Origin of the sequence: Bradyrhizobium sp. 87, from assembly GCF_023073015.1 — a bacterium.
In the GTDB taxonomy this organism is placed as follows: Bacteria; Pseudomonadota; Alphaproteobacteria; order Rhizobiales; family Xanthobacteraceae; genus Bradyrhizobium; species Bradyrhizobium canariense_D.
In genome coordinates this window covers 570,960-592,762 of sequence record NZ_JADPIQ010000090.1, presented here as the reverse complement: position 1 = coordinate 592,762, position 21,803 = coordinate 570,960, and the positions used below count along the sequence as shown (strand labels likewise).

Annotated in this window: 22 protein-coding genes; 12 read left to right on the top strand and 10 right to left on the bottom strand. The window is 64.3% G+C overall.

Annotation, left to right across the window (positions count from 1 at the left end; all coding sequences use genetic code 11):
• Window positions 1-6 precede the first annotated feature (6 nt).
• From IVB50_RS25605 to IVB50_RS25575, 7 genes are all read right to left on the bottom strand, one after another.
• On the bottom strand, window positions 7-1,146 hold the full coding sequence (locus IVB50_RS25605) for a hypothetical protein (protein ID WP_018459373.1): 1,140 nt from the start codon (window positions 1,144-1,146) through the stop codon (window positions 7-9).
• Window positions 1,147-1,718: 572 nt separating this feature from the next.
• Complete coding sequence (locus IVB50_RS25600) at window positions 1,719-2,945, bottom strand: carboxylate-amine ligase (RefSeq protein WP_026233789.1); 1,227 nt, start codon at window positions 2,943-2,945, stop codon at window positions 1,719-1,721.
• A 21-nt stretch (window positions 2,946-2,966) separates the two neighbouring features.
• Window positions 2,967-3,794, bottom strand: a complete 828-nt coding sequence (locus IVB50_RS25595; RefSeq protein WP_085352733.1) for a class II glutamine amidotransferase — start codon at window positions 3,792-3,794, stop codon at window positions 2,967-2,969.
• 92 nt (window positions 3,795-3,886) lie between these two features.
• Entirely contained in the window at window positions 3,887-4,513 is a 627-nt protein-coding gene (locus IVB50_RS25590; protein WP_018459369.1) for an FMN-binding negative transcriptional regulator, read from the bottom strand.
• A gap of 73 nt (window positions 4,514-4,586) precedes the next feature.
• A complete protein-coding gene (locus tag IVB50_RS25585; protein ID WP_247297645.1) occupies window positions 4,587-6,053 on the bottom strand; it encodes a PLP-dependent aminotransferase family protein in 1,467 nt (488 codons plus the stop codon).
• 50 nt (window positions 6,054-6,103) lie between these two features.
• Window positions 6,104-6,700 (bottom strand): redoxin domain-containing protein, encoded by a 597-nt coding sequence (locus tag IVB50_RS25580; protein ID WP_085362153.1) that lies wholly within the window; start codon window positions 6,698-6,700, stop codon window positions 6,104-6,106.
• A 15-nt stretch (window positions 6,701-6,715) separates the two neighbouring features.
• Complete coding sequence (locus IVB50_RS25575; protein WP_247297642.1) at window positions 6,716-8,473, bottom strand: MOSC and FAD-binding oxidoreductase domain-containing protein; 1,758 nt, start codon at window positions 8,471-8,473, stop codon at window positions 6,716-6,718.
• A 167-nt stretch (window positions 8,474-8,640) separates the two neighbouring features.
• Here IVB50_RS25575 and IVB50_RS25570 point away from each other — a divergent pair, with 167 nt between their 5' ends.
• The 5 genes from IVB50_RS25570 to IVB50_RS25550 all read left to right on the top strand — a co-directional run bounded on the left by IVB50_RS25570 (window position 8,641) and on the right by IVB50_RS25550 (window position 11,543).
• Window positions 8,641-9,021 (top strand): nuclear transport factor 2 family protein, encoded by a 381-nt coding sequence (locus tag IVB50_RS25570; protein WP_204510894.1) that lies wholly within the window; start codon window positions 8,641-8,643, stop codon window positions 9,019-9,021.
• Window positions 9,022-9,454: 433 nt separating this feature from the next.
• The gene (locus IVB50_RS25565; protein ID WP_085352736.1) at window positions 9,455-9,928 is read left to right on the top strand and encodes a tellurite resistance TerB family protein; all 474 of its coding nucleotides are present in this window, start codon (window positions 9,455-9,457) and stop codon (window positions 9,926-9,928) included.
• Between the two features lie 2 nt (window positions 9,929-9,930).
• A complete protein-coding gene (locus IVB50_RS25560; protein WP_026233786.1) occupies window positions 9,931-10,293 on the top strand; it encodes a hypothetical protein in 363 nt (120 codons plus the stop codon).
• Window positions 10,290-10,925 carry a TerC family protein gene (locus tag IVB50_RS25555; protein WP_204510895.1) on the top strand — a complete coding sequence of 212 codons (636 nt, stop codon included), beginning with the start codon at window positions 10,290-10,292 and terminating at the stop codon, window positions 10,923-10,925. Before IVB50_RS25560 ends, IVB50_RS25555 begins: the two co-directional genes overlap by 4 nt.
• Before the next feature lie 33 nt (window positions 10,926-10,958).
• Window positions 10,959-11,543 carry a TIGR00645 family protein gene (locus IVB50_RS25550; protein WP_018459361.1) on the top strand — a complete coding sequence of 195 codons (585 nt, stop codon included), beginning with the start codon at window positions 10,959-10,961 and terminating at the stop codon, window positions 11,541-11,543.
• Between the two features lie 21 nt (window positions 11,544-11,564).
• On the opposite strand, the gene IVB50_RS25545 is transcribed toward IVB50_RS25550, so the two are convergent.
• Window positions 11,565-12,503, bottom strand: coding sequence for a LysR family transcriptional regulator (locus tag IVB50_RS25545; protein WP_247297641.1), 939 nt, complete (start codon window positions 12,501-12,503; stop codon window positions 11,565-11,567).
• A 158-nt stretch (window positions 12,504-12,661) separates the two neighbouring features.
• Between IVB50_RS25545 and IVB50_RS25540 the strand changes: the two genes are divergently transcribed.
• Window positions 12,662-13,237, top strand: a complete 576-nt coding sequence (locus IVB50_RS25540) for a hypothetical protein (RefSeq protein ID WP_247297639.1) — start codon at window positions 12,662-12,664, stop codon at window positions 13,235-13,237.
• A gap of 31 nt (window positions 13,238-13,268) precedes the next feature.
• Here the strand turns inward: IVB50_RS25540 and IVB50_RS25535 are convergent, their stop codons facing one another.
• The gene (locus IVB50_RS25535) at window positions 13,269-14,351 is read right to left on the bottom strand and encodes a substrate-binding domain-containing protein (protein WP_247297637.1); all 1,083 of its coding nucleotides are present in this window, start codon (window positions 14,349-14,351) and stop codon (window positions 13,269-13,271) included.
• Between the two features lie 112 nt (window positions 14,352-14,463).
• Between IVB50_RS25535 and IVB50_RS25530 the strand changes: the two genes are divergently transcribed.
• The gene (locus IVB50_RS25530) at window positions 14,464-15,948 is read left to right on the top strand and encodes an aldehyde dehydrogenase family protein (RefSeq protein ID WP_247297635.1); all 1,485 of its coding nucleotides are present in this window, start codon (window positions 14,464-14,466) and stop codon (window positions 15,946-15,948) included.
• A gap of 186 nt (window positions 15,949-16,134) precedes the next feature.
• Window positions 16,135-16,398, top strand: a complete 264-nt coding sequence (locus tag IVB50_RS25525) for a hypothetical protein (RefSeq protein ID WP_018459357.1) — start codon at window positions 16,135-16,137, stop codon at window positions 16,396-16,398.
• Window positions 16,399-16,405: 7 nt separating this feature from the next.
• Here IVB50_RS25525 and IVB50_RS25520 read toward each other — a convergent pair whose 3' ends face one another.
• Window positions 16,406-17,302, bottom strand: a complete 897-nt coding sequence (locus IVB50_RS25520; RefSeq protein ID WP_247297633.1) for an alpha/beta fold hydrolase — start codon at window positions 17,300-17,302, stop codon at window positions 16,406-16,408.
• A 180-nt stretch (window positions 17,303-17,482) separates the two neighbouring features.
• Here IVB50_RS25520 and IVB50_RS25515 point away from each other — a divergent pair, with 180 nt between their 5' ends.
• The 4 genes from IVB50_RS25515 (at window position 17,483) to IVB50_RS25500 (ending at window position 21,798) form a co-directional block, all read left to right on the top strand.
• Window positions 17,483-18,871 (top strand): 3-deoxy-7-phosphoheptulonate synthase class II, encoded by a 1,389-nt coding sequence (locus IVB50_RS25515; RefSeq protein WP_247297630.1) that lies wholly within the window; start codon window positions 17,483-17,485, stop codon window positions 18,869-18,871.
• A gap of 4 nt (window positions 18,872-18,875) precedes the next feature.
• Window positions 18,876-19,229, top strand: coding sequence for a diacylglycerol kinase (locus tag IVB50_RS25510; RefSeq protein ID WP_018459355.1), 354 nt, complete (start codon window positions 18,876-18,878; stop codon window positions 19,227-19,229).
• Between the two features lie 91 nt (window positions 19,230-19,320).
• Window positions 19,321-21,078 carry an NAD+ synthase gene (locus IVB50_RS25505; protein WP_247297628.1) on the top strand — a complete coding sequence of 586 codons (1,758 nt, stop codon included), beginning with the start codon at window positions 19,321-19,323 and terminating at the stop codon, window positions 21,076-21,078.
• 147 nt (window positions 21,079-21,225) lie between these two features.
• Window positions 21,226-21,798, top strand: a complete 573-nt coding sequence (locus tag IVB50_RS25500) for a putative immunity protein (RefSeq protein ID WP_247297626.1) — start codon at window positions 21,226-21,228, stop codon at window positions 21,796-21,798.
• Window positions 21,799-21,803 lie beyond the last annotated feature (5 nt).

The following is a 21,803-nucleotide window of genomic DNA, read 5'->3' as shown; positions in this document are numbered from 1 at the left end:
CTCCGCTCAGCCGTACAGGTATCCGACCGGCTTGCCCTCGGTGCGCAGCGGACGGATGTCCTTCTGCGTGATGATCTGACCGGCGAGGCCGTCGATCTCGTCGCGTTGCGTCGGCGTCCAGCTGCGGAGGTCGTTCATGCCCTTGAGAAGGCCGAGCCGAAGGACCTGCGTGTTCTCACCAACACCGACGAGGCTTGTGGCGTTCTTGCCCGCCGTCACCACATCGCCGGCCGCGAGCTCAAAGGTCTCGCCAGTCTTGTTCCTGAATTCGGCCGTGCCGCGGATCACGCGGTAGATCACGACCTCGCCCTTGGCGAAACATGTGGTGTCCGCCGCTGACGACGTGCTCTTGGACAAGAGCGATTGGCCGCGCGGATCGGTTGCGATGATGTGGCCGGCGACGAGGTGACCGCTCGGAGCCTCGATCCCGATATCGCGCACGTAAACCGGCATGGCCGATTTGATCGGGCTGTCGGTGAGCGGCTTGAACAGCGCATCCAGCGCCAAGGGGTCCTGGAGCCAGAAGCCTGCATCGACCGGGCGATCATGCAGAGAGTGGCTCCATGCCACCCGCGGCGTCTCGGCTTCGTTGATCTGGTCCGGACCGACGATGGTCGGGTTTGGAAACGTCGTCGGGTCAGTGATGAAGGCTTCGAGGAATTTGCCCGAATAGCCCATCGAGATTGGATCCGGCACCACCGTCTGCGGCGTCTTCAGATTCTCTTCGGTCGACAGTCCCGACCAGGTGTAGAACAGCTGTCGGTGCACGATCGCGCTTTGCAGCATCACCGCGCCGGGGCCGACATTATAGAAGCGCCCGTCATAATCGAACGTGAACGCGCCCGACGTGACCAGCACGAGCTGAAAGCCGCCCGGCGGCAGATGAAGATGGAAGTCGGTAGGGCCGGTGTCGGGCAGATAGATCGGCAGATTGGTCGCGACCTCGTGCAGCAGGAAGGTTTCGTTGTTGGCGTGGAAACCCTCGTTGGCGCGATTGTAGAGGGCCTGCGGCCGGTACGTTGCCTCGAACTTCGCATTCCGGTCGCGATCGATCGCCACGAACTCCTGATCGTTGAGGCGAAGGGGCGCGCCGTCCGGGCGGGTGAGGCCGGTGAATTTGAGATCGCCGGTGGCATGCACGTTCATGGCATTCTCCGATCTGGCCCGCTCACCCTGTCTCGGCGCACGCATCTTGCTGAGAGCAGGGGATCAGGCCTGATGCTGCCTTGCGAATTTTAGGCCAGTCGAGGCGGTGCGCGGCACGCAAGGCTTTGCGACTCGCCGCCACGCGATGAAAAATCGAGGTTGCACTTGAGGTTAGATGACACGCTTGACCAGCCTGCATGGCCATGTTCGCCCAGTCTGCAATCCTGGTGACGAGACGTGTCTTGTCTAATTTGGCGGCATTCTGGCGCGGATGCGCAGCTGCGCCGATCAGGAGAAGTCGGCGGCCGGGTGTCTGAAGCCGTTCATTCGAAAGCTCGACGGACGGTCCGCTCGGGCTTGCCGTACGGGCTGTCAGCCCACTTCGCCATGTCCACTGCACGCGCCTCGATGAGCTCGCACCAGAGGCAGCTGAGCTCCGCGCGCCCTTTGGCCGAGAGCATCGGAATGAGGCCATGGCCACAGCCAGCGCAACATTTGACGTGATTCATCGTTCTCTCCGCGACCTTACGCATTCAGGACCGACATTGTTGCTCGCGAAGCTTGCGCGGGCGCTATGAAGGCGCGGGAACGCCTGCGGCGGGGGTGCTCGTGCCCGAGATCGTCGCGTCTGCGATCCAGCGCGACACGGCGGCGATGTCTTCCGCATTGTCGCGGAAGGCGCGAAGCTGGAATTCGGCCGAGCTGCCGCGTTCGACGATGGTGCGACAGTGTTCGACCTCGGCCATGCAGTTCAGCGCGGCGGCGTCTTCGGCGATGTCCTCGATCACACGGGAGAGCAGCTCGGAGATCTCGACCGGCCCGTCCTTGGAGGCAAAGATGCAATCGGTGCCGTAGCGCTGGGCGCGCCATTTGTTTTCCACCGCAATTGCGCGTTCGACCGCGGTGACCTCTTTCGAGAGATGAGGTCGCAGGTAGAGATAGCGGGTCAGGCAGCGATAGAGCGAGGCAATGGCAACGGCGTCGTCGACGAAGGTGCAGGTATCGGGCGCACGCAGCTCGAGGGTCGGGTGCTTCATCGAGGGGCGCATGGCCCACCAGATGTGACTTTCATCGGGGATCACGCCCGAGCGCTGCAACGCGCCGACATATTCGTCGTAATCCTGCCGGCTCTCGAATAATTCGGGCAGGCCAGTGCGCGGCAGCTCGGAATAGGCGGCGAGCCGATAGCCCTTCAGTCCGGTCTTGTGTGAATTCCAGAACGGGGAGGAGGCCGACAGGGCGATGAACAAGGGCAGATGCGGCAGCATCGCTCGCATCACCGCCATGCGCTTTTCGGGATCGGGCAACTGGACGTGCACGTGCATGCCGCACATCAGGTTGCGGTGGCCGATGCTGCGCAGATCCTCAATCATCTCCTCGTAGCGTGGCTTCGGGCTCGGCTGCGACATGCGCCAGACCGCGGTCGGGTGCGTGCCGCAGGCCATGATCACGAAGCCGTATTGTGCCGCGACGTTTGCGACTTCGCGACGCAGGAAGCGAAGCTCTTCGCGCGCGTCGGCGACGTCGACATGCACGTTGGTGGCGACCTCGAGCTGCGATTGTAACATCTCCCGCATCGCCTGGCCGCCTGTCGACCAATTCGCAGATTCGAATAGCTCATTGGGGGTCTGGATCGCGACCTCCAGGCTGCGGCGATCGGCGAGGAAGTATTCCTCCTCGATACCGAACGAATATTCCGCAGCCTTGCCGCGTCCGCCGGCCGAGCGAATGACGAGGTGCTGCCTGTCCTCGGAGGAATCAAGCCGCAGCAGTTTCAAGACGTCTGACGCCAATGTCATCGTGCCACCCGGCCAAGGTATTTACCCGCGGGCGATAATCCTTCTGGCAGGAGCGGGTTCCGCGTCGACCTCACTGGAAATGGCAAGATCGAACGGAACAATTTTCGCGCTCTCGGACGCACGTGCGACCAGCGCGTGATTCGCGGGCACTTCCGTCCAGTCTGTTTCCTTGTCGAACGGCTCGGAGACGACGATGACTTGGCCGCCAGCCTCGCGGAAATAGAGCGTGTTGGCGGCATCGTTGACCGCAACCCGGAAGGCATAGAGATCCCGGCCGTTGGCGAGGGCGCTGGTGAAGCGTAGCCGCTCACGAAGCTCGCCTTCGTTGACGAGGCCGACGAGGGCTCGCAGCACGCGATGCGTTGCGCCGAGCGGATCGGCGTCGAGACCCGCGCCCATCATGGCGAGAAACACGGCTTCCGAATCGGTCGTGCCTGTCCGCGAGGGGTAGTAGGCATCGGGGATCAGCGCCTCGACCTTGCGCCGTAGGCGATTCCAGCTGCCGACGAAACCATTGTGCATGAACATCCACTGGCCGCAGGCAAAGGGATGGCAGTTCTGCCGCGTCACTGCCGTGCCGGTGGCGGCGCGCACATGGGCGAAGAACAGATGCGAGCGCAAATGGCGGCAGAGGTAGCGGAGATTTTCGTCCGACCAAGCGGGGCGTGTTTCACGATAAAGACCAGGCTCCGGATGCTCACCGTACCAGCCGAGACCAAAGCCGTCGCCATTCGAGCCCGCCGTCGACTGGAGCGAGCGGATGCTTTGCGCGATGAGCGAATGCTCGGGCTCGGTGACATAGGGCTCGAAGGACGTGGTCTCGCCCCGGTATGCGATCCAGCGGCACATAGGAATTCCGTCAGGAGATGCTTGCTGAAATGTATCAACGAACCTGACAGGACGATGGTTCCCGACAGCGAGTGTCGGGAACCAAGTGGCCACTAAACCGGAACCGGAATCAATGGCGCAACCTCGCGATCACCAGCGTTCTCGCTCGCTGCGAGACCTTGCGCGACGCCGACACGGTCAGCCTCGGGACGGTTCTGGCTCATCTTGCGCTTGCCTTCGAACCGCACGACGGGAATGCGCACGCCGACGATTCCGCGCAGCTGAGTTGCGATGAAATCTTCGGGGGCATCGGTAACGGCCCACGGCTTTGCACGCGATCCTTCATGCCTATTCGTGAGCCGCGTCACGGCGTCGAGCAGGCGCTCGGGCTCCTGGAAGAATTCGACCGGGCCGTAGGCATGCACCGCGACGTAGTTCCAGGTCGGCACGACCTTTTCGGTTTCCTGCTTGGTCGCGTACCAGGACGGCGTCACATAGGCGTCGGGACCGCTGAAGATCGCCAGCGCATCTCCGATCGGCGGCAGTTTCCATTGCGGGTTGGCTTTCGCCACATGTCCGTACAGCACGCCATGTTCGCCTTCGCTCTCGTCGAGAAGCAGCGGCAGCGGCGTGGCGACGGGGCCTTCGCTGGTGGCCGTGACCAGGCTGGCGAGGCGGGCGCCGCGAATGGTCGCTCGGATGCTCTCGATGTCGTCCTTGAAGGCGGGAGGGATGTACATGTCTATCTCCGGTGTTGCTCTGGAGATAGCCGGAATCTGGCCTGTAAGAAACTGCCAGTTATCGTCTATTTGATCAGTCCAGTTCGGCGACGGCTTGTGCGAGAAGCCTGCAGCCGCGCTCGATCTGTGCCACCTCCAATGCCGAATAGCCCATGACGAGGCCGACCGTCTTCCGCGGTCGGCGAGGTCCGACGAACAGCGCAGAGACGGAATAGATGCCGACGCCCTTTGCACGGGCCGCCTTGATCAACGCGTCCTCTCGCTTCTGCGGCAGGTCGTCGAACCACGCCACGATGTGCAGGCCGGCGGCCGTGCCCTCGATCCGGACGCGGTCCCCGAACCTGCGGCGAAGCGCGTCGAGCAGCGCCCGCTGGCGTTCGGCGTTGCGCCGGCGCACGCGCCTGATGTGGCCGTCATAGGCGCCGCTTTCCAGCATCGACGCGAGAGCGTCCTGTTCGATCAGCGGCGTGTGCCGGTCCATGATCTGCTTGGCGGCGGCGATCAGGGATCGCAGGGCGGAGGGCACCACCAGAAAGCCGATCCGCAAGGTCGGCGAGAGCGTCTTGGAGACGGTGCCGAGATAGATCACATTGCCGCCGCCTTCCAGCGCGTGCAGCGGCGGGATCGGCTTGGTATCGTAGCGATACTCGCTGTCGTAATCGTCCTCGATCACGTAGGCGTCGTTTGCCCTGGCCCAGGCGAGCAATTGGTGCCGGCGGCCGATCGGCATGACGCCGCCGAGCGGATATTGGTGCGACGGCGTGACATAGGCGAGGCGGGCTTCGACGCCATCGAGCCGCGCTGTTTCCAGTCCATCCACGTCGACGGGAATCGGGATCGTCTCGGCGCCCGTCGCTGCGAAAGTATGCCGCGCCATCTGGTAGCCGGGATCCTCCATCACGAAGCGGTCGCCGGCATCGAGCAGCAGGCGCGCGCAGATGTCGAGGCCCTGCTGCGAGCCGTTGACGACGACGATCTGATCGACCTCGCAGCGGACGCTACGCGACCGCCAGAGATAGCCTTGAAGCGCGGTCCGCAGCCGCAGCGCCCCGCAGGGATCGTCATAGGCCAGCCGCTCGGGCTTGCGCGCCATCGCAGCGGTCACGGCCTTTTTCCATGCCAGTACCGGGAAATCCGACGGCGCGAGCTCGCCATAGCGGAAGTTCGCGACCAGCCCGCGCGGCGGCTCGGACCAGCGCGGCGGGTCTTGAAGCAACCGGTTCCCGAAGGCCGACAGCCGCACCTTCCGCGCCGACGGCCGCGACACTACGCGCGTGCGTCCTCGCTCGACGACGGCGCGAGCCACGCGCGGTCGCGCGCCATGGCGTGTTTCGATGAAGCCTTCGGCGGCGAGCTGTTCGTAGGCGATCGTGACGGTCGAGCGCGCCACGCCCATCTCACCGGCCAGCGCGCGGGAGGACGGCAGCACCCCGTCGATCCCGTACACCCGTGCCATGATCTGATCCCGCAGGACTTCGTAGATCTGGCGCGCGCCCATGCGGTCGGCACGGGGCGCGGGATTGGTCTTCATCTGGATCATCCACATTCCGAACCGGCATTCGCCCGAGCGGACGATGTCGGAATGTGGTTCTAATCCCGTTCGCCGAGAGTTTCGACGTAAGCCTTGCCGTAGGGATGAAAATGCTCCCTGCGGCCCTGGTCCCACAGTGCCCTGAGGCCGGGCGCCGCGATGTCCCAATCCGGCCGGCACTTCATGCCGACTGCCCTGAGGTCCTGGCGGAGCTCTTCGACGGTTGGACGGCCGAAGAACCAGTAGCCGTTGTAGATCTTGTGAATGACGAGGCCGGGCTCGAGCACGATCACGTGCGGAATCATCGGATTGTGGACGGGGTCGGTGTATTCGGCGATGTCGAGATCCTTCTGAACGAGGCGCCGCGAATCCGAGAGAAAGGGCCAGTGCGCTCCGACGCCGCTGCGATATTCGCTGGTCTGGGTGATGTTGTCGGTCGTGATCGTGACCATCCGGCAATAGCCCACCTCCATCTCGCGATGGAGTTGCAGCAAGCCTTCGGCCTGGCGACGATCCTTGGGACAAAATCCGCCGCGGCCGAGCACGAGCACCATTGGATCGCCCGCCTGCAGTTCGGAGAGCTTCCGGTGCTTGCCGGTGTGGTCGCTGAGTTCGTAATCCGGGAAGGCTACTCCCGGCATCATGTCAGGTCGCATTGCGCTCTCCCACTTTTACAGATCAACCACGACGTCGTTTCGGGGGCGTGAGCAGCAGATCAGGACATTGCCGTCCGCCGGCGGATCGAGCGGATCCGGCGCATAGTCAACCGTCCCCGCGATCAACCCGCTCTCGCAATTGTGGCAGACGCCGGTCCGGCACGACCAGCGCACGGGGACGTCGCACGCCTCGGCCAATTCCAGCAGGCTGGCATAGGATGGTCCCCAGCGGACATTGAGGCCACTCCGGGCGAACGAAACCATCGGGCCGGGGCCGGGGGCACCGATCGGCGGGTGCGCCCGCTTCTGCGGGGAGGACGCTATGCCGGGCGTCAAGGACGGTCCGGCGCCGAACAATTCGGTGTGGATGCGATCCGGTGCGACGCCCAACGTGGTGAGGCCAGCTTTCAGATCGTTCATGAAACCTGCCGGTCCGCACAGATAGAAATCGCCGTCACGCGGCACGCTCAGGGTCTGGAGCAGGCGTGCGTCGAGATGTCCGGCTGTGTCGAACGCCACATTGAGACGATCGTCCGGGCCAGGCGCGCTGTAGCAGACGTGGGTATGGTGACGAGAGAGTCCACCTAGCAATTCGCGCGCCTCGGCGGCGAACGCATGCTCGCGGCCATTGCGAGCGCCGTGCAGCCACCACACGTCCCGCGTCGTCGCTTCGGCGGCGAGCGCGTGAAGCATTGCGAGCAAAGGGGTGACGCCGATGCCGGCGCTCAACAGGATGACGGGGCGTGCATCTTGCCGGAGCGTGAAACTGCCGCGTGGCGCACCTAGTTGCACGGCAGCGCCGGCCAGCAGCTCGTCGGCAATGTAACGGCTGGCGGCGCCGTGAACTTCGCGCTTGATGCTGACGCGATAGGACGCGGCATCGGCGCCGCCCGACAGCGAATAGCTGCGTGTCATCGCCTGCGCACCGGAGGGCTCGAGCTTGATGACGACGAATTGACCGGGCAGGGCGGCCGCCACGGGATGTCCGTCGGCGGGTTCGAGGATCAGCGACGTCACGTTGCCGCTTTCGGCGATCTTTTGCGCCACGCGAAAGGAGCGGAATCCGCGCCAGGCCGGAGCTGGGCTCGCCGCCGGCCCAAGCCCGGCGTTTCCCGCGGTCTTGTTGTCCTTCTGCTGCTCGAGCAGCGCCTCGAAAGAACGGCGCCAGCCGCGGCTCAGCGCGGGAATCCGCAGCGCGCGCTCCAGGCGTTCGCGCGGATGAGGCGGCACGTAAAGCAGCGGATTGATCTCGAACACGCTCATGCGCTCGGGTCCCACAGCGATCTGTGTGATCTCGTCACCGGCTTCGACGTCGCCTTCCTCGATCACACGGAAATAGAATCCGGGCCGCCCGTGCCTGACGAGCAGCGCGGCCATGTCCGGCTCGTCCATGCGAATGCCGAGACGGTAGCAGGTGACGCGCGGCTGCGTCACTTCGAACACCGCGGAGCCGATCCTGTAGCGGTCTCCGATGCACACGTTGGTGTCGGCGAGGCCCTCGACCGTAAAGTTCTCGCCGAACTGGCCATGAACGAGGTTCGATCGACCCAGATGCTCCTGCCAGTACCGGTAGGATTCATCCTGATAGACGAATACGGCACGATGTTCGCCGCCATGACCGGCCGTATCGCCCTGGCCGTCGCCATCGATGTTGAGCCGGCGCACCCTGCGCGGGCCTGTGACCTGTGCTTTCCAGATGCCGGTGTGGACGGTCCGACCCTGCCAAGCGACGTCGCGCGGCAGGCCGACATTGACCGAAAGCAGACGTGCCATTGCGTGTTCCCGATCTGGCTGCGCGGTTCTGCCGTCATCATTGCATCGGATGGGGTTTTTGGCTCGTTAGTCGTTGTTAGACGTTGCGAGCAAGCCTTGCCACCGGCGGCCCTGAGGCCAATTTGAAATGCGTAACGTAAACGCAGTCGGTACAACGGGAGATCACGATGGATGATCAGGGCAAGCTGGCCGCGCTCCAGCGCCATTGGGATGCTTCGGATGCGAACGATTTCGAGGCCGAGCACGACATCTATCGCGAGGACGCGGTGCTCGACTATCCGCAGTCCGGCGAGCGCATCCGCGGTCGCAGGAAGATTCAAGAGAGCCGGTTCGTGCAGCCGAACAAGAAGCGCTTCACGGTTCGGCGGATCGTCGGCAGTAACGATCTCTGGGTGAGCGAATTCGTGCTGACCTATGACGGGGTGCCGTCTTACGTCGTGAGTATCATGGAATTCCGCGACGACCTTGTGGCGCACGAGACGCAATATTTCGGCGACAGGTTCGAGCCGTCGCCCTCGCGGGCGCATCTTGTCGAGCAGGTGGGGTAGGCTGAGTGCTCCGCACTCCGCTGTCATTCCCCGCGCAGGCGGGGAATCCAGTACGCTGCGGCTTCTCGACAAACTACGGGCGTCTCGGAGTACTGGATCGCCCGCCTGCGCGGGCGGCAGTAAAAGACATGATCGCAGGTGCGGAGCGCGCAGAACTGCTTAGCCAATGTGGCAACACGGAACCCGATGCGGCGGCTGGTCGCAGTCGCGTCGTCTTGATTCCGACAGCCCCATCTTTATGTGTGAAACGAACAAGAATCCGGGCCCCTCTGGCGAGGAAGTCGACGCTGTCGGCAAAACCTCGTGATGTCGGATGACCTGTCCCGCGCGAATGCGATGGATCGGCCGATCGTCGGGCCTTCTTGAGAGTCTCTCCGACCGAATCGTCCCCATCGCAGCTCCGTGCGGTCTTTCGCAAGATAAGGGAGCAACGATGTCCGACGCCAAGCATTCAAATCCGATCGAAATCGAGATCACCGAGCCATCCAGCCTGAACGAGCAGGCTGCGGTGGCACTGGTGATCGTCGGCGCGCTGGTTGCCGTCGCCGACCGGCAAGTTTCGCCGGTCGAACGCGACGAGGTCGTCCGGTTCATCCGGGATCGCAAGCTGGCGCCGCATATCTCGGACGACCGGCTCTACGCGATGTTCGACGAGCTTGCTGAACGACTCGAGGAGCCGGATTTCGCCAATGTGGTGATCGAGAATTTGCGTCCGGTTTCAGACCTGCCGCTGTCGGCTCATTTGATGGAACTGTCGGAGCGCGTCGCGGCCGCGGACGAGGACGTGCATCCCCACGAAGTGCAGGCGATCAAGCTGTTGCGCCTGCTGACGCTGGTGCTGCCGCGCGCAAAGCAGGTGACGCCGGGTGCAGTGCGCGCCGAACACCGCATCGCCGCCGAGGAGTAAGCATGAGCGTAGTTTCGGACGAGGATAAGACAGGGACTGCGGGCGCTAGCGGCCAGATGGCTGGCGGCGACCCGCGCCTCGACAAGCTTGTCCGTCGCCTGCCGCCGCGCATGGGCGACACCGTCACCTATCTGCTCAAGCCATCCAGCCGCTGGGTGAGAATCCCTTCGGGTGCGCTGCTGATTGTCGGCGGCGTGCTCTCCTTCCTGCCGGTGCTCGGCGTCTGGATGCTACCGCTCGGCCTCGCTTTGCTCGCGGAAGACGTGCCCGCGCTGCGCTCCGGGCGCGCCAAGGTTCTGGATTGGGTCGAGCGGAAGAAGCCGCACTGGCTCGATCCGTCCGCACCGAAAAATGACCAATCATGACTGAATTCATCACCACCGAAGCGCTGACCGCGCTGCTTCAGGTCGTCCTGATCGACCTCGTGCTCGCCGGCGACAACGCCGTCATCATCGGCCTTGCCGCAGCCGGCCTCCCGGCCGAGCAGCGCCGGCGCGCCATCGTCGTCGGCATCATCGCCGCCACCGCCCTGCGCATCGTCTTTGCCGGCGTCGCGACCCAGCTTCTGCAAGTGATCGGGCTATTGCTCGCCGGCGGCGTGCTGCTGCTCTGGGTGTGCTGGAAGATGTGGCGGGAGCTGCGCGAGCAGTCCGCGCATGCGAACGAGCTCGCGTTCAGCCATGGCGGCAGCAGCGCTGCGCCTGCGTCCCGAAAGACCTTCAGGCAGGCGGCGGTGCAGATCGTCGCCGCCGACGTCTCGATGTCGCTCGACAACGTGCTCGCGGTCGCGGGCGCTGCGCGCGAGCATCCCTACATCCTCGCTTTCGGCCTGCTATTGTCGGTCGCGTTGATGGGCGTCGCCGCCGATTTGCTCGGCCGCGTGCTCCAGAAGCAGCGCTGGATCGGCTATGTCGGCCTCGCCATCATCGTTTACGTCGCCTTCGAGATGATCTATCGCGGATCGCTCGAGCTCGCGCCTGTGATCGCGAGTCTCTGAGGCAACGCGCCTGTCCATCATCCGGAGTGATCAATGACGTCCGAACCCAAAGCACCTTCGGCGGATTCCGTGCCGGCGCCGCAAATCGGCCCGTTTGCCCAACTCATCTTTGGCTCGCGCTGGCTGCAGGTCCCGCTTTATGTCGGCCTCATCGTCGCGCAGGCCGTCTATGTGCTGCTGTTCCTGAAGGAGCTCTGGCACCTGGTCGTGCACTCGTTCGACGCCAGCGAGCAGCAGATCATGCTGGTCGTGCTCGGGCTGATCGACGTCGTGATGATCTCGAACCTGCTGGTGATGGTGATCGTCGGCGGTTACGAGACCTTCGTCTCGCGCCTGAACCTCAGCGGTCATCCGGACGAGCCGGAATGGCTCAGCCACGTCAATGCCAGCGTGCTCAAGATCAAGCTTGCGATGGCGATCATCGGCATCTCCTCGATCTCGCTGCTCAGGACCTTCATCGAGGCGGGCAATCTCGGCACGACGCGGAGCAATTTCACCGAGAGCGGCGTGATGTGGCAGGTGCTGATCCACCTGACCTTCATCATCTCCGCGATCGGCATCGCCTGGGTCGACCGCCTCGGCGATAGCGGCCAGCGCAAGGGAGCCGGCCACGGCTGAGCGTCAGACGTCGGCGTTTGATCAGGCGATCTGCGGATGCGCCGCGTTTTCCCGCCGCTCGCGCTCGCCCAATTCGCGCACCAGCTCCTGGAGGAAGGATTCCGTGTGGGCGGGCAGGGTGCGCTCGGCGCGAACGTAGATGCCGAGATCTGACCACACCGGACTGCCGGCGTTGTCGAGCGGCAGGAAGACGAGCCGGCTGTCGCGCGATAGTCGGTCGATGCCGAGCTGGGTCTGGAAGGCGACGCCGACGCCGCGCGCGGCGAGTTCGCGCATCAGGTCGATCGAGTTGGCCTGGATGGCCGGCTCCGGCGTCTCGGACAGCTGCGCGATCAGCGGCTGCAGCAGATGGTAGATCGACAGCTCCGGCAGCGCATGGATGACGGGAAAGGCGAGACATTGGGTTAGCGTGACCGTCTTGCCGCGCGCCAGTGGATGATCGCACGCCACGACCGCGCCGAGGCGAAACCGTTTCAAGGCGACCTGGCGCAGATCCGGCGGATGGCGCAGCGCCATGGCGATGCCGATGTCGGCCTCGCCGCGGCTCAAGGCCTCCAGCACATCCGACGATCCCTTCACCTCGGTGGTGAAGCTGACGCGCCGGGCGCGGCCACGATGGGCGGCGATCAGGTCCGGCAGCACCGACTCCGTGAGCGACTCGATGCAGGCAATGCTGACCGTGCCGTGCCACGTCCCGGACAGGGACGCGACGTCCGAGCGGAAGCGGTCGAGGTCCTGGAGCACGTTCATGACGTGCCGGGCCAACATCTCCCCGACCGTCGTCAGCGTCAGGCCGCGCGCATTGCGCTCGAACAATGGTGACCCAACCTCTTGTTCAAGCTTGAGAATCTGGCGGCTTACGGCCGACGAGGCAACGTTCAGCATGCGCGCAGCGGCCCGGATCGAGCCGGTGCGGCGGACGGCGTGGAAGTACTGGATGGCTGGTGAGTGAAATCGCATGGGACCCCCGGCCGGACTATAGCCGTTGCCGAAACGGCATCAACGTGTACGAAATTCTGTGCTTTTCGAGTTCGCTCCTCCCACCTAGGTTCGCCGCCGGCTTGGCCGGTCCTGTCGGGCCGTCATGCCATGCGCAACGAGGCGCCAGGGGATCCCGGGTGGACGAGAACATTGTTTGCGAGGTCGCGCCGGACACGCGTCTGGTCGATCGCCGTCGCGCGGCGGCCTATGTCGGCGTGACCGCCGGACGCTTCGAGCAGCTGGTGCGCGACAGCGTCGTGCCACCGCCGGTCATGGTAGACAACAAGCGGCGCTGGCCGCTCGCGTTGCTCGACGTTGCGAAGGACGCGGTTGTCGCCAGCAGCATGCCGTGCCTGCCGCAGGTGATGGTCGAGATTGCGCAGGACGCGCGTCCCTGCGAACGGGCCCCCGCACCAGCCTCGCACGAACTGCCGGATAAAAACTGGTTCGAGCAGCGCGCGCGGTTCGTTCAGCGCGTGCGCCGGTCGCTGCTGTCGGGCAACGAGATACGGCTCTTGCGCGAGTTCAAGCTGCTCAGGCAGAACCAGATCAGCATGTTCGGCTATTACGGCAGCTTCGAAGCCCTGATGGTGCGCGGCTACATCGTCGAGCTGGCGCGAAAGCCGCCATCGAGCCGTCCGCTGGTGACATATCGCCTGACCGCGCAGGGTGAGCAGGTGATTTCCGCGCTGAAGGACGAGCCGGCGATCTGACCGGCGCGGAAGGCGATGGCATCCTTCGACATCATCGCACGGCGTGCATCTCCAGAAACGCCTTCACGCCGGTGACGGTGCCGGTGTCGGACGGCACATAGCCGGGCAGGGTGGCGACGGCCGCGCGAAAATCGGCGCTGCGCATGATCTCCAGGATGCGCTGCATCGGCCCGGTGTCCAGGAACGCGCGCTTGCAGACGAAGAAATAATCCTCGGTCAGGAGCCGGATGAAATCGAGGCCGAAATGCCGGGCGGCGGCTTTGACGCCGAAGCTCGCATCAGCCATGCCGCTCGCGACATAGGCTGCGACCGCGGCGTGGGTGAATTCGATCTGCTGCGCGCCCTTGATCCTGCTCTCGTCGATGCCGTTTGCCGCAAGCAGTTGGTCGAACAGAAGCCGCGTGCCGGAATCGTGGTCGCGGTTGACGAAGCGGACTTTTGGTCCGGTGAGATCATCGAGCGAAGCGATGCGCAGCGGATTGCCGCGCGCGACCATCAATCCCATTTCGCGTGTGACGAAGCTGATGATGCGATCCTCGCGCGGATCGAGCCATTCGCGCGCAGCCTTGATGCCCTGAGCCCGTAGCGCGCCGTGCGGCAGATGCAGGCCGGAGAGATCGCAGGCGCCCTGCGCCAGCGAGACCAGCGAATGCTGGTTGCTGACATAGCGCAGATCGACGCCGATGCCGGGCTCGCGGTCGAGGAATTCGCGCAGTTTTGCGACCGCAAAACCGTGGCTGGCATGCACGCGGATCACCGACGGGCGCTGCTCGAGGAATGGCTTGATCTCGCTCGCCAGCTCCTGCGCGAGGTTTTCAAGCTGAGGTCCGAGCCGGGCCTGCATACGCTCGCCCGCCCATACCAGCCGCTCGCCGAACGGCGTGAGCTTCGAGCCTTTGCCGCGCTGGGTTTCCACCAGCGGCGTGCCGAAGAACTCCGACCATTGCTCGATCAGATTCCAGACATGGCGATAGGAGAGGTGCGCATCCTTGGCCGCGCTGGTGATCTTCCCGGTTCTCCTGATCTCGTTGAGGACGCCAAGCATGATGACGGCGGTGCGCGGATTGCCCTCCCGGCGAAACCGCCAGACGGCCTCGATCTCGATCTGAAGCATTGGTCCTCCCTATGAACTACATTTCATATGACCGCGGTCCATTTGCAATCCATATCATATTTACTCCCGTCCACAGGCGCCTAGTCTGGTATACCAGAACTGGAGGAATATGATGTCTGTTGCATATGACTTTGCACACTCGCCGGCCACCGAGTTCATGTCCCGGCCACAGCATCTGCTGATCGACGGTCGCCGCGTCCCGGCGAGCTCCGGTCGCACATTCAAGTCGCTCAATCCGGCCACCGGGCAGGTCATCGCCATCGTCGCCGAAGGCAACGAGGCCGATGTCGATCATGCAGTAGCGGCCGCGCGCCGGGCCTTCGAAGGCCCCTGGCGCACGATGCGGGCGTCCGAGCGCGGCCAGATCCTGCTGCGCTGGGCGGACCTGCTCAAGGCTCACGCCGAGGAGATCATCGAGCTCGAGTCGATCGATGCGGGCAAGCCGATCGCCGCGACATCGCGGCAGGATTTTCCGGCCGCCGTCGACACGCTGATCTACTACGCCGGTTGGGCCGACAAGATCAGCGGCGACGTCGTGCCCGTGCGCGATGATGCCCTGACCTACACCGTGCGCGAGCCGGTCGGCGTGGTCGCGGCGATCGTGCCCTGGAATTTCCCGCTGATGATCGGGATGTGGAAGCTCGCGCCGGCGCTGGCCTGCGGGTGCACCATCGTGATGAAGCCGGCCGAGCTCACCTCGCTGTCGGCGCTACGCATCGCCGAGCTCGCGCTCGAAGCCGGCCTGCCGGCGGGCGTCTTCAACGTCGTCACTGGCCCCGGCCGCGTCGTCGGCGACGCGCTGGTCAATCACCCTGACGTCGACAAGGTCACCTTCACCGGCTCTCCCGGTGTCGGGCGGGGAATCATGAAGGGCGCCGCAAGCAACTTCAAGCGCATCTCGCTCGAGCTGGGAGGCAAGTCGGCCAACGTCATTTTCGACGATGCCGATCTCGAAGCCGCATCGAAAGCTGCGGCTTCCGGCATCTTCTTCAATGCGGGCCAGGTCTGCTCGGCCGGCTCCCGCGTGCTGGTGCAGGAGAAGGCCTATGACGAGGTCGTCGAGCGGCTGGCGGCGCGCGCAAAGTCGCTCAGGATCGGCGACCCGCTCGACCGCAAGACGGTGCTCGGTCCCGTCATCTCCGAGAAGCAGATGAAGTCGGTCCTCGATTATGTCGACATCGGCCGGAAGGAGGGCGCGACCCTCGTCACCGGTGGCGAGAAGGTCGGCGATCGCGGCTACTTCATCAGCCCCGCGGTGTTCGCGAATGTCGCGCACGAGATGCGGATCTCGCAGGAAGAGATCTTTGGCCCGGTCGTCAGTGTCCTCAAGTTCAAGGACGAGGCCGACGCTTTGCGGATTGCCAACGGCACGGCTTACAGTCTCGCCGCCGGCGTCTGGAGCCGCGACATCGGCAAGCTGCAGCGCTTCGCCAAGCGAGCGCGCGCGGGCACAGTCTGGATGAACACCTATGGCTATACCGACGTGCGGCTGCCCTGGGGCGGCGAGCGCGACTCCGGCCTCGGCCGCGAGCACGGCACCGCCGCGCTAGACAATTTCACCGAGCCCAAGGCGGTCTGGATGAATCTGGCCGTTTGATACCTCCCGAGCGGCCAAGCCTGGAGCCCGCCTGACCACCCGTGCAGGCGGGCTCTTTTTCGAGATCGATAAAATTGTCTGCATTCCGCTCAGCTGCGGCAAACCATGCGGACAAGAACCATGCGGCCTTAAACCCCGGCTTTGGAACCGGCGTGCATCCTGCCTGCAACAGGGTGGGGCATCAGCATGTCAGTTCTCAGGGAGGTCGTCGTCGCAATCGCGGGAGTCTACGCACTTCTGTTCGCGTGCGACGCAATGTTCGGGGTCGGCGAGGCGCGCTTCGACGACGCCTATTACAGCGCCAGTTTTTACGCGCCGCGGCCTAAGGAGTTTCGTTTTGCGGGCGATACGCCGCCGGCCGTCCGCGTCAGCCAGGCCTTTGCGCAATTCGCGCCGGGCGAAGCCAAGCCGAACAAGCGCTACTCGTCGCTGACGACGATCCTCCGGTAAGCGCCGTCTACTCTCCCTGGATCCATTCCGCGACGCCACGCCACAACGTGTCGCGGTGGTCGGGGCGGAAGAAGCCGAAATGGCCGATCTCCTTGGCGCCGACGTCGGACGGCTTCACGTTGAGCACCTCAGGCTTGATCGCGGTGAATCCGCTCGCAAGCAGCTCGACCGCGGGCCGCGTCGCCCAGGGATCGTCGGAGAAGCAGAGGGTGCGCAGCTCGCCCTTGAACTTGGCGAAATTTTCCAGCGCCGGCAGCTTTGAATCGAAGAGATAGCGGGGGCTCGAGACCCACTCGGCCCATTGCAGGAAGACGCCCTTGGGCAAATCCTCGCCGATGCCGGCCCAGCCCGGCGCGTAACCGAGCGCGTGCACGAGCGGCACGCCGACAAAATTCATGAAGGCGAAGACGCGGTATTTTTCCGGCGACGTCATCAGCCGCCAGGTCGCCGCCTGCGAGGCCACCAACGCGGCGCGCGAAATGTCCGTGTTGTTCGCGAGCAGCCCGAGCGCCTGGCCGCCGAAGGAATGCCCGACATAGGTCAAGGGCAGGGTATTGTAGCGCTCGCGCATCCAGTGCACTGCGGCGGTGACGTCGAGCGCGGCCCAGTCCGACATCGAGGCCTTGAAGCCGACCAGCGATTTCGGCCGGTTGTAGCCGACCATCGCCGGCAGCCGGGAGTCGCCGATGCCGCGATAGTCGTAGGTCAGGACCGCGCAGCCGCGATGGGCGAGATAGGAGGCAAAGCCACGATAGATTTTTCGCGGGACGGCGGTGGCGGAGTTGATCAAGACGGCATGGCGCTTGGTCCCGCGCGGCAGGAATAGGGTGCCGGTCAGCGCATACCCGTCAGTCGCCGGGAAGCTGATCTCGTCGATGAAAACGTCGTCTAGTGCCACGTCCATGGGCCGAAGGTATCTTGCCAGTTTCCAAGCAGTTCCCAGCAAATGCGAATTTGGCTTTCCCCGCAAGGCTTTGCAGTGCCAGACGGATTTACAACTGGCGGCCGGTGGCCACCCTGTGTATAAGGCGACCCTCGCAACCCACAGATCAGGTTGTGCTTTTTGCTTCACGGAGAGATTGCGATGTCCGAGCGGTGGACGCCCGAGTCCTGGCGCAGCAAGCCGGTGCTACAGGTGCCCGATTATCCCGACGCCAAGGCCCTGGCCGACGTCGAGGCGCAGCTTGCGACCTTTCCGCCGCTGGTGTTCGCGGGCGAGGCGCGCAATCTGAAGAAGGCGCTGGCGCGGGTCGCAGCCGGTGAGGCCTTCCTGCTGCAGGGCGGCGACTGCGCCGAGAGCTTCGCCGAGCACGGTGCCAACAACATCCGCGACTTCTTTCGCGTGCTGCTCCAGATGGCGGTGGTACTGACCTATGCCGGCGCCGTCCCGGTGGTGAAGGTCGGGCGCGTCGCCGGCCAGTTCGCAAAGCCGCGCTCCTCGCCGATGGAGAAGATCGACGGGGTCGAGCTGCCGAGCTATCGCGGCGACATCGTCAACGACATCGCCTTCACCAAGCAAGCGCGCATCCCTGATCCGCAGCGCCAGCTGATGGCCTATCGCCAGTCGGCCGCGACGCTGAACCTGCTGCGTGCGTTCGCGACCGGCGGTTACGCCAATCTCGGCAGCGTGCATCAGTGGATGCTCGGCTTCCTCAAGGACAGTCCGCAGTCCCGTCGCTACAAGGAATTGGCCGACCGCATCTCCGATGCGCTCAACTTCATGCGCGCCTGCGGCCTCGATCTCGAGGCCCATCCCGAGCTGCGCGCCACTGATTTCTACACCAGCCACGAGGCCCTGCTGCTCGGCTACGAGCAGGCCATGACCCGGGTCGATTCCACCACCGGCGACTGGTACGCGACCTCGGGCCACATGATCTGGATCGGCGACCGCACCCGCCAGCTCGACCACGGCCATATCGAATATTTCCGCGGCATCAAGAATCCGATCGGGCTCAAATGCGGCCCGTCGCTCAAGCCCGACGAACTGCTGAAGCTGATCGACGTGCTCAATCCCGACAACGAACCGGGCCGGCTGACGCTGATCGGCCGCTTCGGCTCCGACAAGATCGGCGAGCACCTGCCGAACATGATCCGCGCCGTGAAGCGGGAGGGCAAAGTGGTGGTGTGGTCGTGCGATCCCATGCACGGCAACACCATCACCTCGACATCAGGTTACAAGACACGGCCCTTCGACCGCATCCTGTCCGAGGTGAAGTCGTTCTTCGCGATCCACGCCGCTGAAGGCACCCATGCCGGCGGCGTGCATCTGGAGATGACCGGCCAGGACGTCACCGAGTGCCTCGGCGGCGCCCGCGCGATCACTGACGAGGATCTCAACGACCGCTATCACACGGTCTGTGATCCCCGGCTCAACGCCGAGCAATCCATCGATATGGCTTTCCTGGTCGCAGAACTGCTCAAGCAGGAACGCGCCGGCAAGGTCAGGCCGATGCCGGTCGCAGCGGGGCTCTGAGACCTTGCTGCGAATCTGGAAGGCCACGATCAATTCCCGTAACGGTCTGGCCTTTGCGTTCCGCTCGGAGCAGGCCGTCCGCGAGGAAATCGTTGCGCTCCTCTTGTCGCTGCCGCTCGCGTGGTTCGTCGGCGCGACCGCGATGCGGGCGGTCGAGCTGATCTGCGCGGTCGCGTTCGTGCTGGTGGTCGAGCTGCTCAATACGGCGATCGAGAAGCTTGCCGACCGGCTGACCATGGATCACGACAAGCAGATCGGACGGGTCAAGGACATGGGCTCGGCCGCGGTCGGTGTCGCGCTGCTGATGGCCGGCGCGTTCTGGATCATCGCCATCATCGAGCGATTGGGATTTCTTTAAAGCGCGTATCGCGCTTTAAACTGTTTTTTCAGCATGATCTTTTCGGAAAACCGCTTCACTCTTTTCCGGATCATGCTCTGATCGGAGCGCCATGACCGAACGTCTCAACGCATTCGCGGTCACGCTCGCCCAGCTCAATCCGACCATGGGCGACATCGAGGGCAATGCCGCGAAAGCGCGCGCGGCGCGCGTGCAGGCAGCCGCCGACGGTGCCGATCTCGTGCTGTTTCCGGAATTGTTCATCGCCGGCTACCCGCCGGAAGATCTCGTGCAGAAGCCTTCCTTTCAGGCCGCCTGCCGCGCTGCGATCGAAGCGCTGGCGCGCGAGACCGCCGATGGCGGGCCGGCGATGCTGATCGGCACGCCCTGGGTTGAGGAGGGCAGGCTCTATAATGCCTGCGCGCTGCTCGATGGCGGCCGTATCGCTGGCCTGCGCTTCAAATGCAATCTACCGAATTACGGCGTGTTCGACGAGAAGCGGCTGTTTTCGCGCGGGCCTGCCGCCGGCCCCGTCACCGTGCGCGGCGTGCGCGTCGGTGTGCCGATCTGCGAGGACATCTGGCTTGAGGAGTCCGAGGACTACGAGAACGTGGTCGAGACGCTGGCCGAGACCGGCGCCGAGATCATCCTCGTGCCGAACGGCTCGCCTTACGCCCGCGACAAGGCCGACGTGCGCTTGTCGGTCGCGGTCGCGCGCGTCACCGAGAGCGGTCTGCCGCTGGTCTATCTCAACCAGGTTTGCGGCCAGGACGAGTTGGTGTTCGACGGCGCCTCCTTTGCGCTCAACGGCGACCTTTCGCTCGCAGCGCAATTGCCGGCGTTCGCGGAGAGCATCACCACACTGCACTTCACGAGAAGCGGCGACGATTGGCGTTGCACCGGGCCGATCGCCGCGCAGCCCGAGGCAGACTACGCCGACTACGCGGCCTGCGTGCTGGGCTTGCGCGACTACGTCGCCAAGAATGGCTTTCCCGGCGTGCTGCTCGGCATTTCCGGCGGCATCGACTCCGCGCTGTGCGCGGCGATCGCGGTCGATGCACTCGGTTCCGATCAGGTGCACGGCGTGATGCTGCCTTATCGCTACACCGCGGCAAGCTCGATTGCGGACGCCGGCGAGCTCGCCGGCCATCTCGGCATCCGCTACGAGGTGCTGCCGATCGCCGAAGCGGTGACCGGGTTCGAGACCATCCTGTCCGGCGTCTTCAAGAATCTGCCGCCCGATGTCACCGAGGAGAATCTCCAGGCCCGCACCCGCGGCACGCTGCTGATGGCGATCTCGAACAAGACCGGCCTGATGGTGGTGACCACAGGCAACAAGTCGGAGATGTCGGTCGGCTACGCCACGCTCTATGGCGACATGAACGGCGGCTTCAATCCGATCAAGGACATCTACAAGACGCAGGTGTTTCGGCTGGCAAGCTTGCGTAATTCGTGGAAGCCCGAGGGGGCGCTGGGGCCGGCCGGTGAGGTGATCCCGCCCGACATCATCACGCGTCCGCCGACCGCGGAGCTGCGCGAGAACCAGACCGACCAGGATTCGTTGCCGGCTTACGACGCGCTTGATGCCATCCTGGAGCGTCTCATCGAGCGCGAAGAGCCGCTCGATATAATCATCGCCGCGGGCTTTGACCGCGAGACGGTCACCCGCATCGACCATCTCCTCAACGTCGCCGAATACAAGCGCCGCCAGGCCGCGCCCGGCGTCAAGGTCACAGCCAGGAATTTCGGCCGCGACCGCCGCTATCCCATCACCAACCGCTTTCGCGACAAAGGCGAGCAGCTCGCCGCTCCGGATGAGACGCTGGTCTCGCGTGTGAGCAAAGCCTCGATCGACGCGTTTGAGGGGTAGGGGCTGCCAGTTCGGGTAGCTTGGAGATTGCATTCCGCTGTCGTCATCCAATGAGGTGATCCATATCTTCTGGCATCCTGCTTGGGCGATCGAATTCGACCATAGAGCATTCATAGGTGTGCTCCGGAGCTGGTGGTGGGCGAAAGCATGGCAGACGAAATCTCCCTTGACATGGATGATCTCCGAGAGGTTGCAGCCTATGCGGCGGCAAATGCCGCGGACGTGCTGGAAATATTCGAGCGGGCGCATCCAGTGGATTTCCGGCCGCGTGACGCAGTCGAAGCAGCGCGGACCTTCGCGAAGGGAGGCAAGCGGGTAAAGACCCTGCGCGATGCAGCCTGGGCAGCGCTGAAGGCAGCAAACGAATCCAAAGGTGCGGCAGCCAGCCTAGCCGCACGCGCGGCGATGAGTGCCTCATCCGCGGCGTATCTTCATCCCCTGGCTCGATCGACCCAGGTCAGGCACATTCTTGGCGCGGCGGCCCACGCCGCACGGGCCCTCGAACTCGAAACGGCTGCGAATCCCGGTGTCGGTGTAGACTATATTGAGCACGCCGCCCGGCGCGCGACGCCTAGATTTGTTCGTGTCTTGGGGCGCTACCCGACAGCGCCGCTTGGCGGCGGCCGGGTCGGGGAACTCTTGCGCGCAATTGATTGGATGATTCGCGAGGCAAACGGTCTCGCCACCCATTTCGCTGTTATCAGCCGCGAAAGCAGATGATCCAG

Coding starts and splice junctions, on each gene's coding strand:
- IVB50_RS25605 (WP_018459373.1), bottom strand. CDS start 1,146: ATGAACGTGCATGCCACCGGCGATCTCAAATTCACCGGCCTCACCCGC.
- IVB50_RS25600 (WP_026233789.1), bottom strand. CDS start 2,945: ATGACATTGGCGTCAGACGTCTTGAAACTGCTGCGGCTTGATTCCTCC.
- IVB50_RS25595 (WP_085352733.1), bottom strand. CDS start 3,794: ATGTGCCGCTGGATCGCATACCGGGGCGAGACCACGTCCTTCGAGCCC.
- IVB50_RS25590 (WP_018459369.1), bottom strand. CDS start 4,513: ATGTACATCCCTCCCGCCTTCAAGGACGACATCGAGAGCATCCGAGCG.
- IVB50_RS25585 (WP_247297645.1), bottom strand. CDS start 6,053: ATGATCCAGATGAAGACCAATCCCGCGCCCCGTGCCGACCGCATGGGC.
- IVB50_RS25580 (WP_085362153.1), bottom strand. CDS start 6,700: ATGCGACCTGACATGATGCCGGGAGTAGCCTTCCCGGATTACGAACTC.
- IVB50_RS25575 (WP_247297642.1), bottom strand. CDS start 8,473: ATGGCACGTCTGCTTTCGGTCAATGTCGGCCTGCCGCGCGACGTCGCT.
- IVB50_RS25570 (WP_204510894.1), top strand. CDS start 8,641: ATGGATGATCAGGGCAAGCTGGCCGCGCTCCAGCGCCATTGGGATGCT.
- IVB50_RS25565 (WP_085352736.1), top strand. CDS start 9,455: ATGTCCGACGCCAAGCATTCAAATCCGATCGAAATCGAGATCACCGAG.
- IVB50_RS25560 (WP_026233786.1), top strand. CDS start 9,931: ATGAGCGTAGTTTCGGACGAGGATAAGACAGGGACTGCGGGCGCTAGC.
- IVB50_RS25555 (WP_204510895.1), top strand. CDS start 10,290: ATGACTGAATTCATCACCACCGAAGCGCTGACCGCGCTGCTTCAGGTC.
- IVB50_RS25550 (WP_018459361.1), top strand. CDS start 10,959: ATGACGTCCGAACCCAAAGCACCTTCGGCGGATTCCGTGCCGGCGCCG.
- IVB50_RS25545 (WP_247297641.1), bottom strand. CDS start 12,503: ATGCGATTTCACTCACCAGCCATCCAGTACTTCCACGCCGTCCGCCGC.
- IVB50_RS25535 (WP_247297637.1), bottom strand. CDS start 14,351: ATGCTTCAGATCGAGATCGAGGCCGTCTGGCGGTTTCGCCGGGAGGGC.
- IVB50_RS25530 (WP_247297635.1), top strand. CDS start 14,464: ATGTCTGTTGCATATGACTTTGCACACTCGCCGGCCACCGAGTTCATG.
- IVB50_RS25525 (WP_018459357.1), top strand. CDS start 16,135: ATGTCAGTTCTCAGGGAGGTCGTCGTCGCAATCGCGGGAGTCTACGCA.
- IVB50_RS25520 (WP_247297633.1), bottom strand. CDS start 17,302: ATGGACGTGGCACTAGACGACGTTTTCATCGACGAGATCAGCTTCCCG.
- IVB50_RS25515 (WP_247297630.1), top strand. CDS start 17,483: ATGTCCGAGCGGTGGACGCCCGAGTCCTGGCGCAGCAAGCCGGTGCTA.
- IVB50_RS25505 (WP_247297628.1), top strand. CDS start 19,321: ATGACCGAACGTCTCAACGCATTCGCGGTCACGCTCGCCCAGCTCAAT.
- IVB50_RS25500 (WP_247297626.1), top strand. CDS start 21,226: ATGGCAGACGAAATCTCCCTTGACATGGATGATCTCCGAGAGGTTGCA.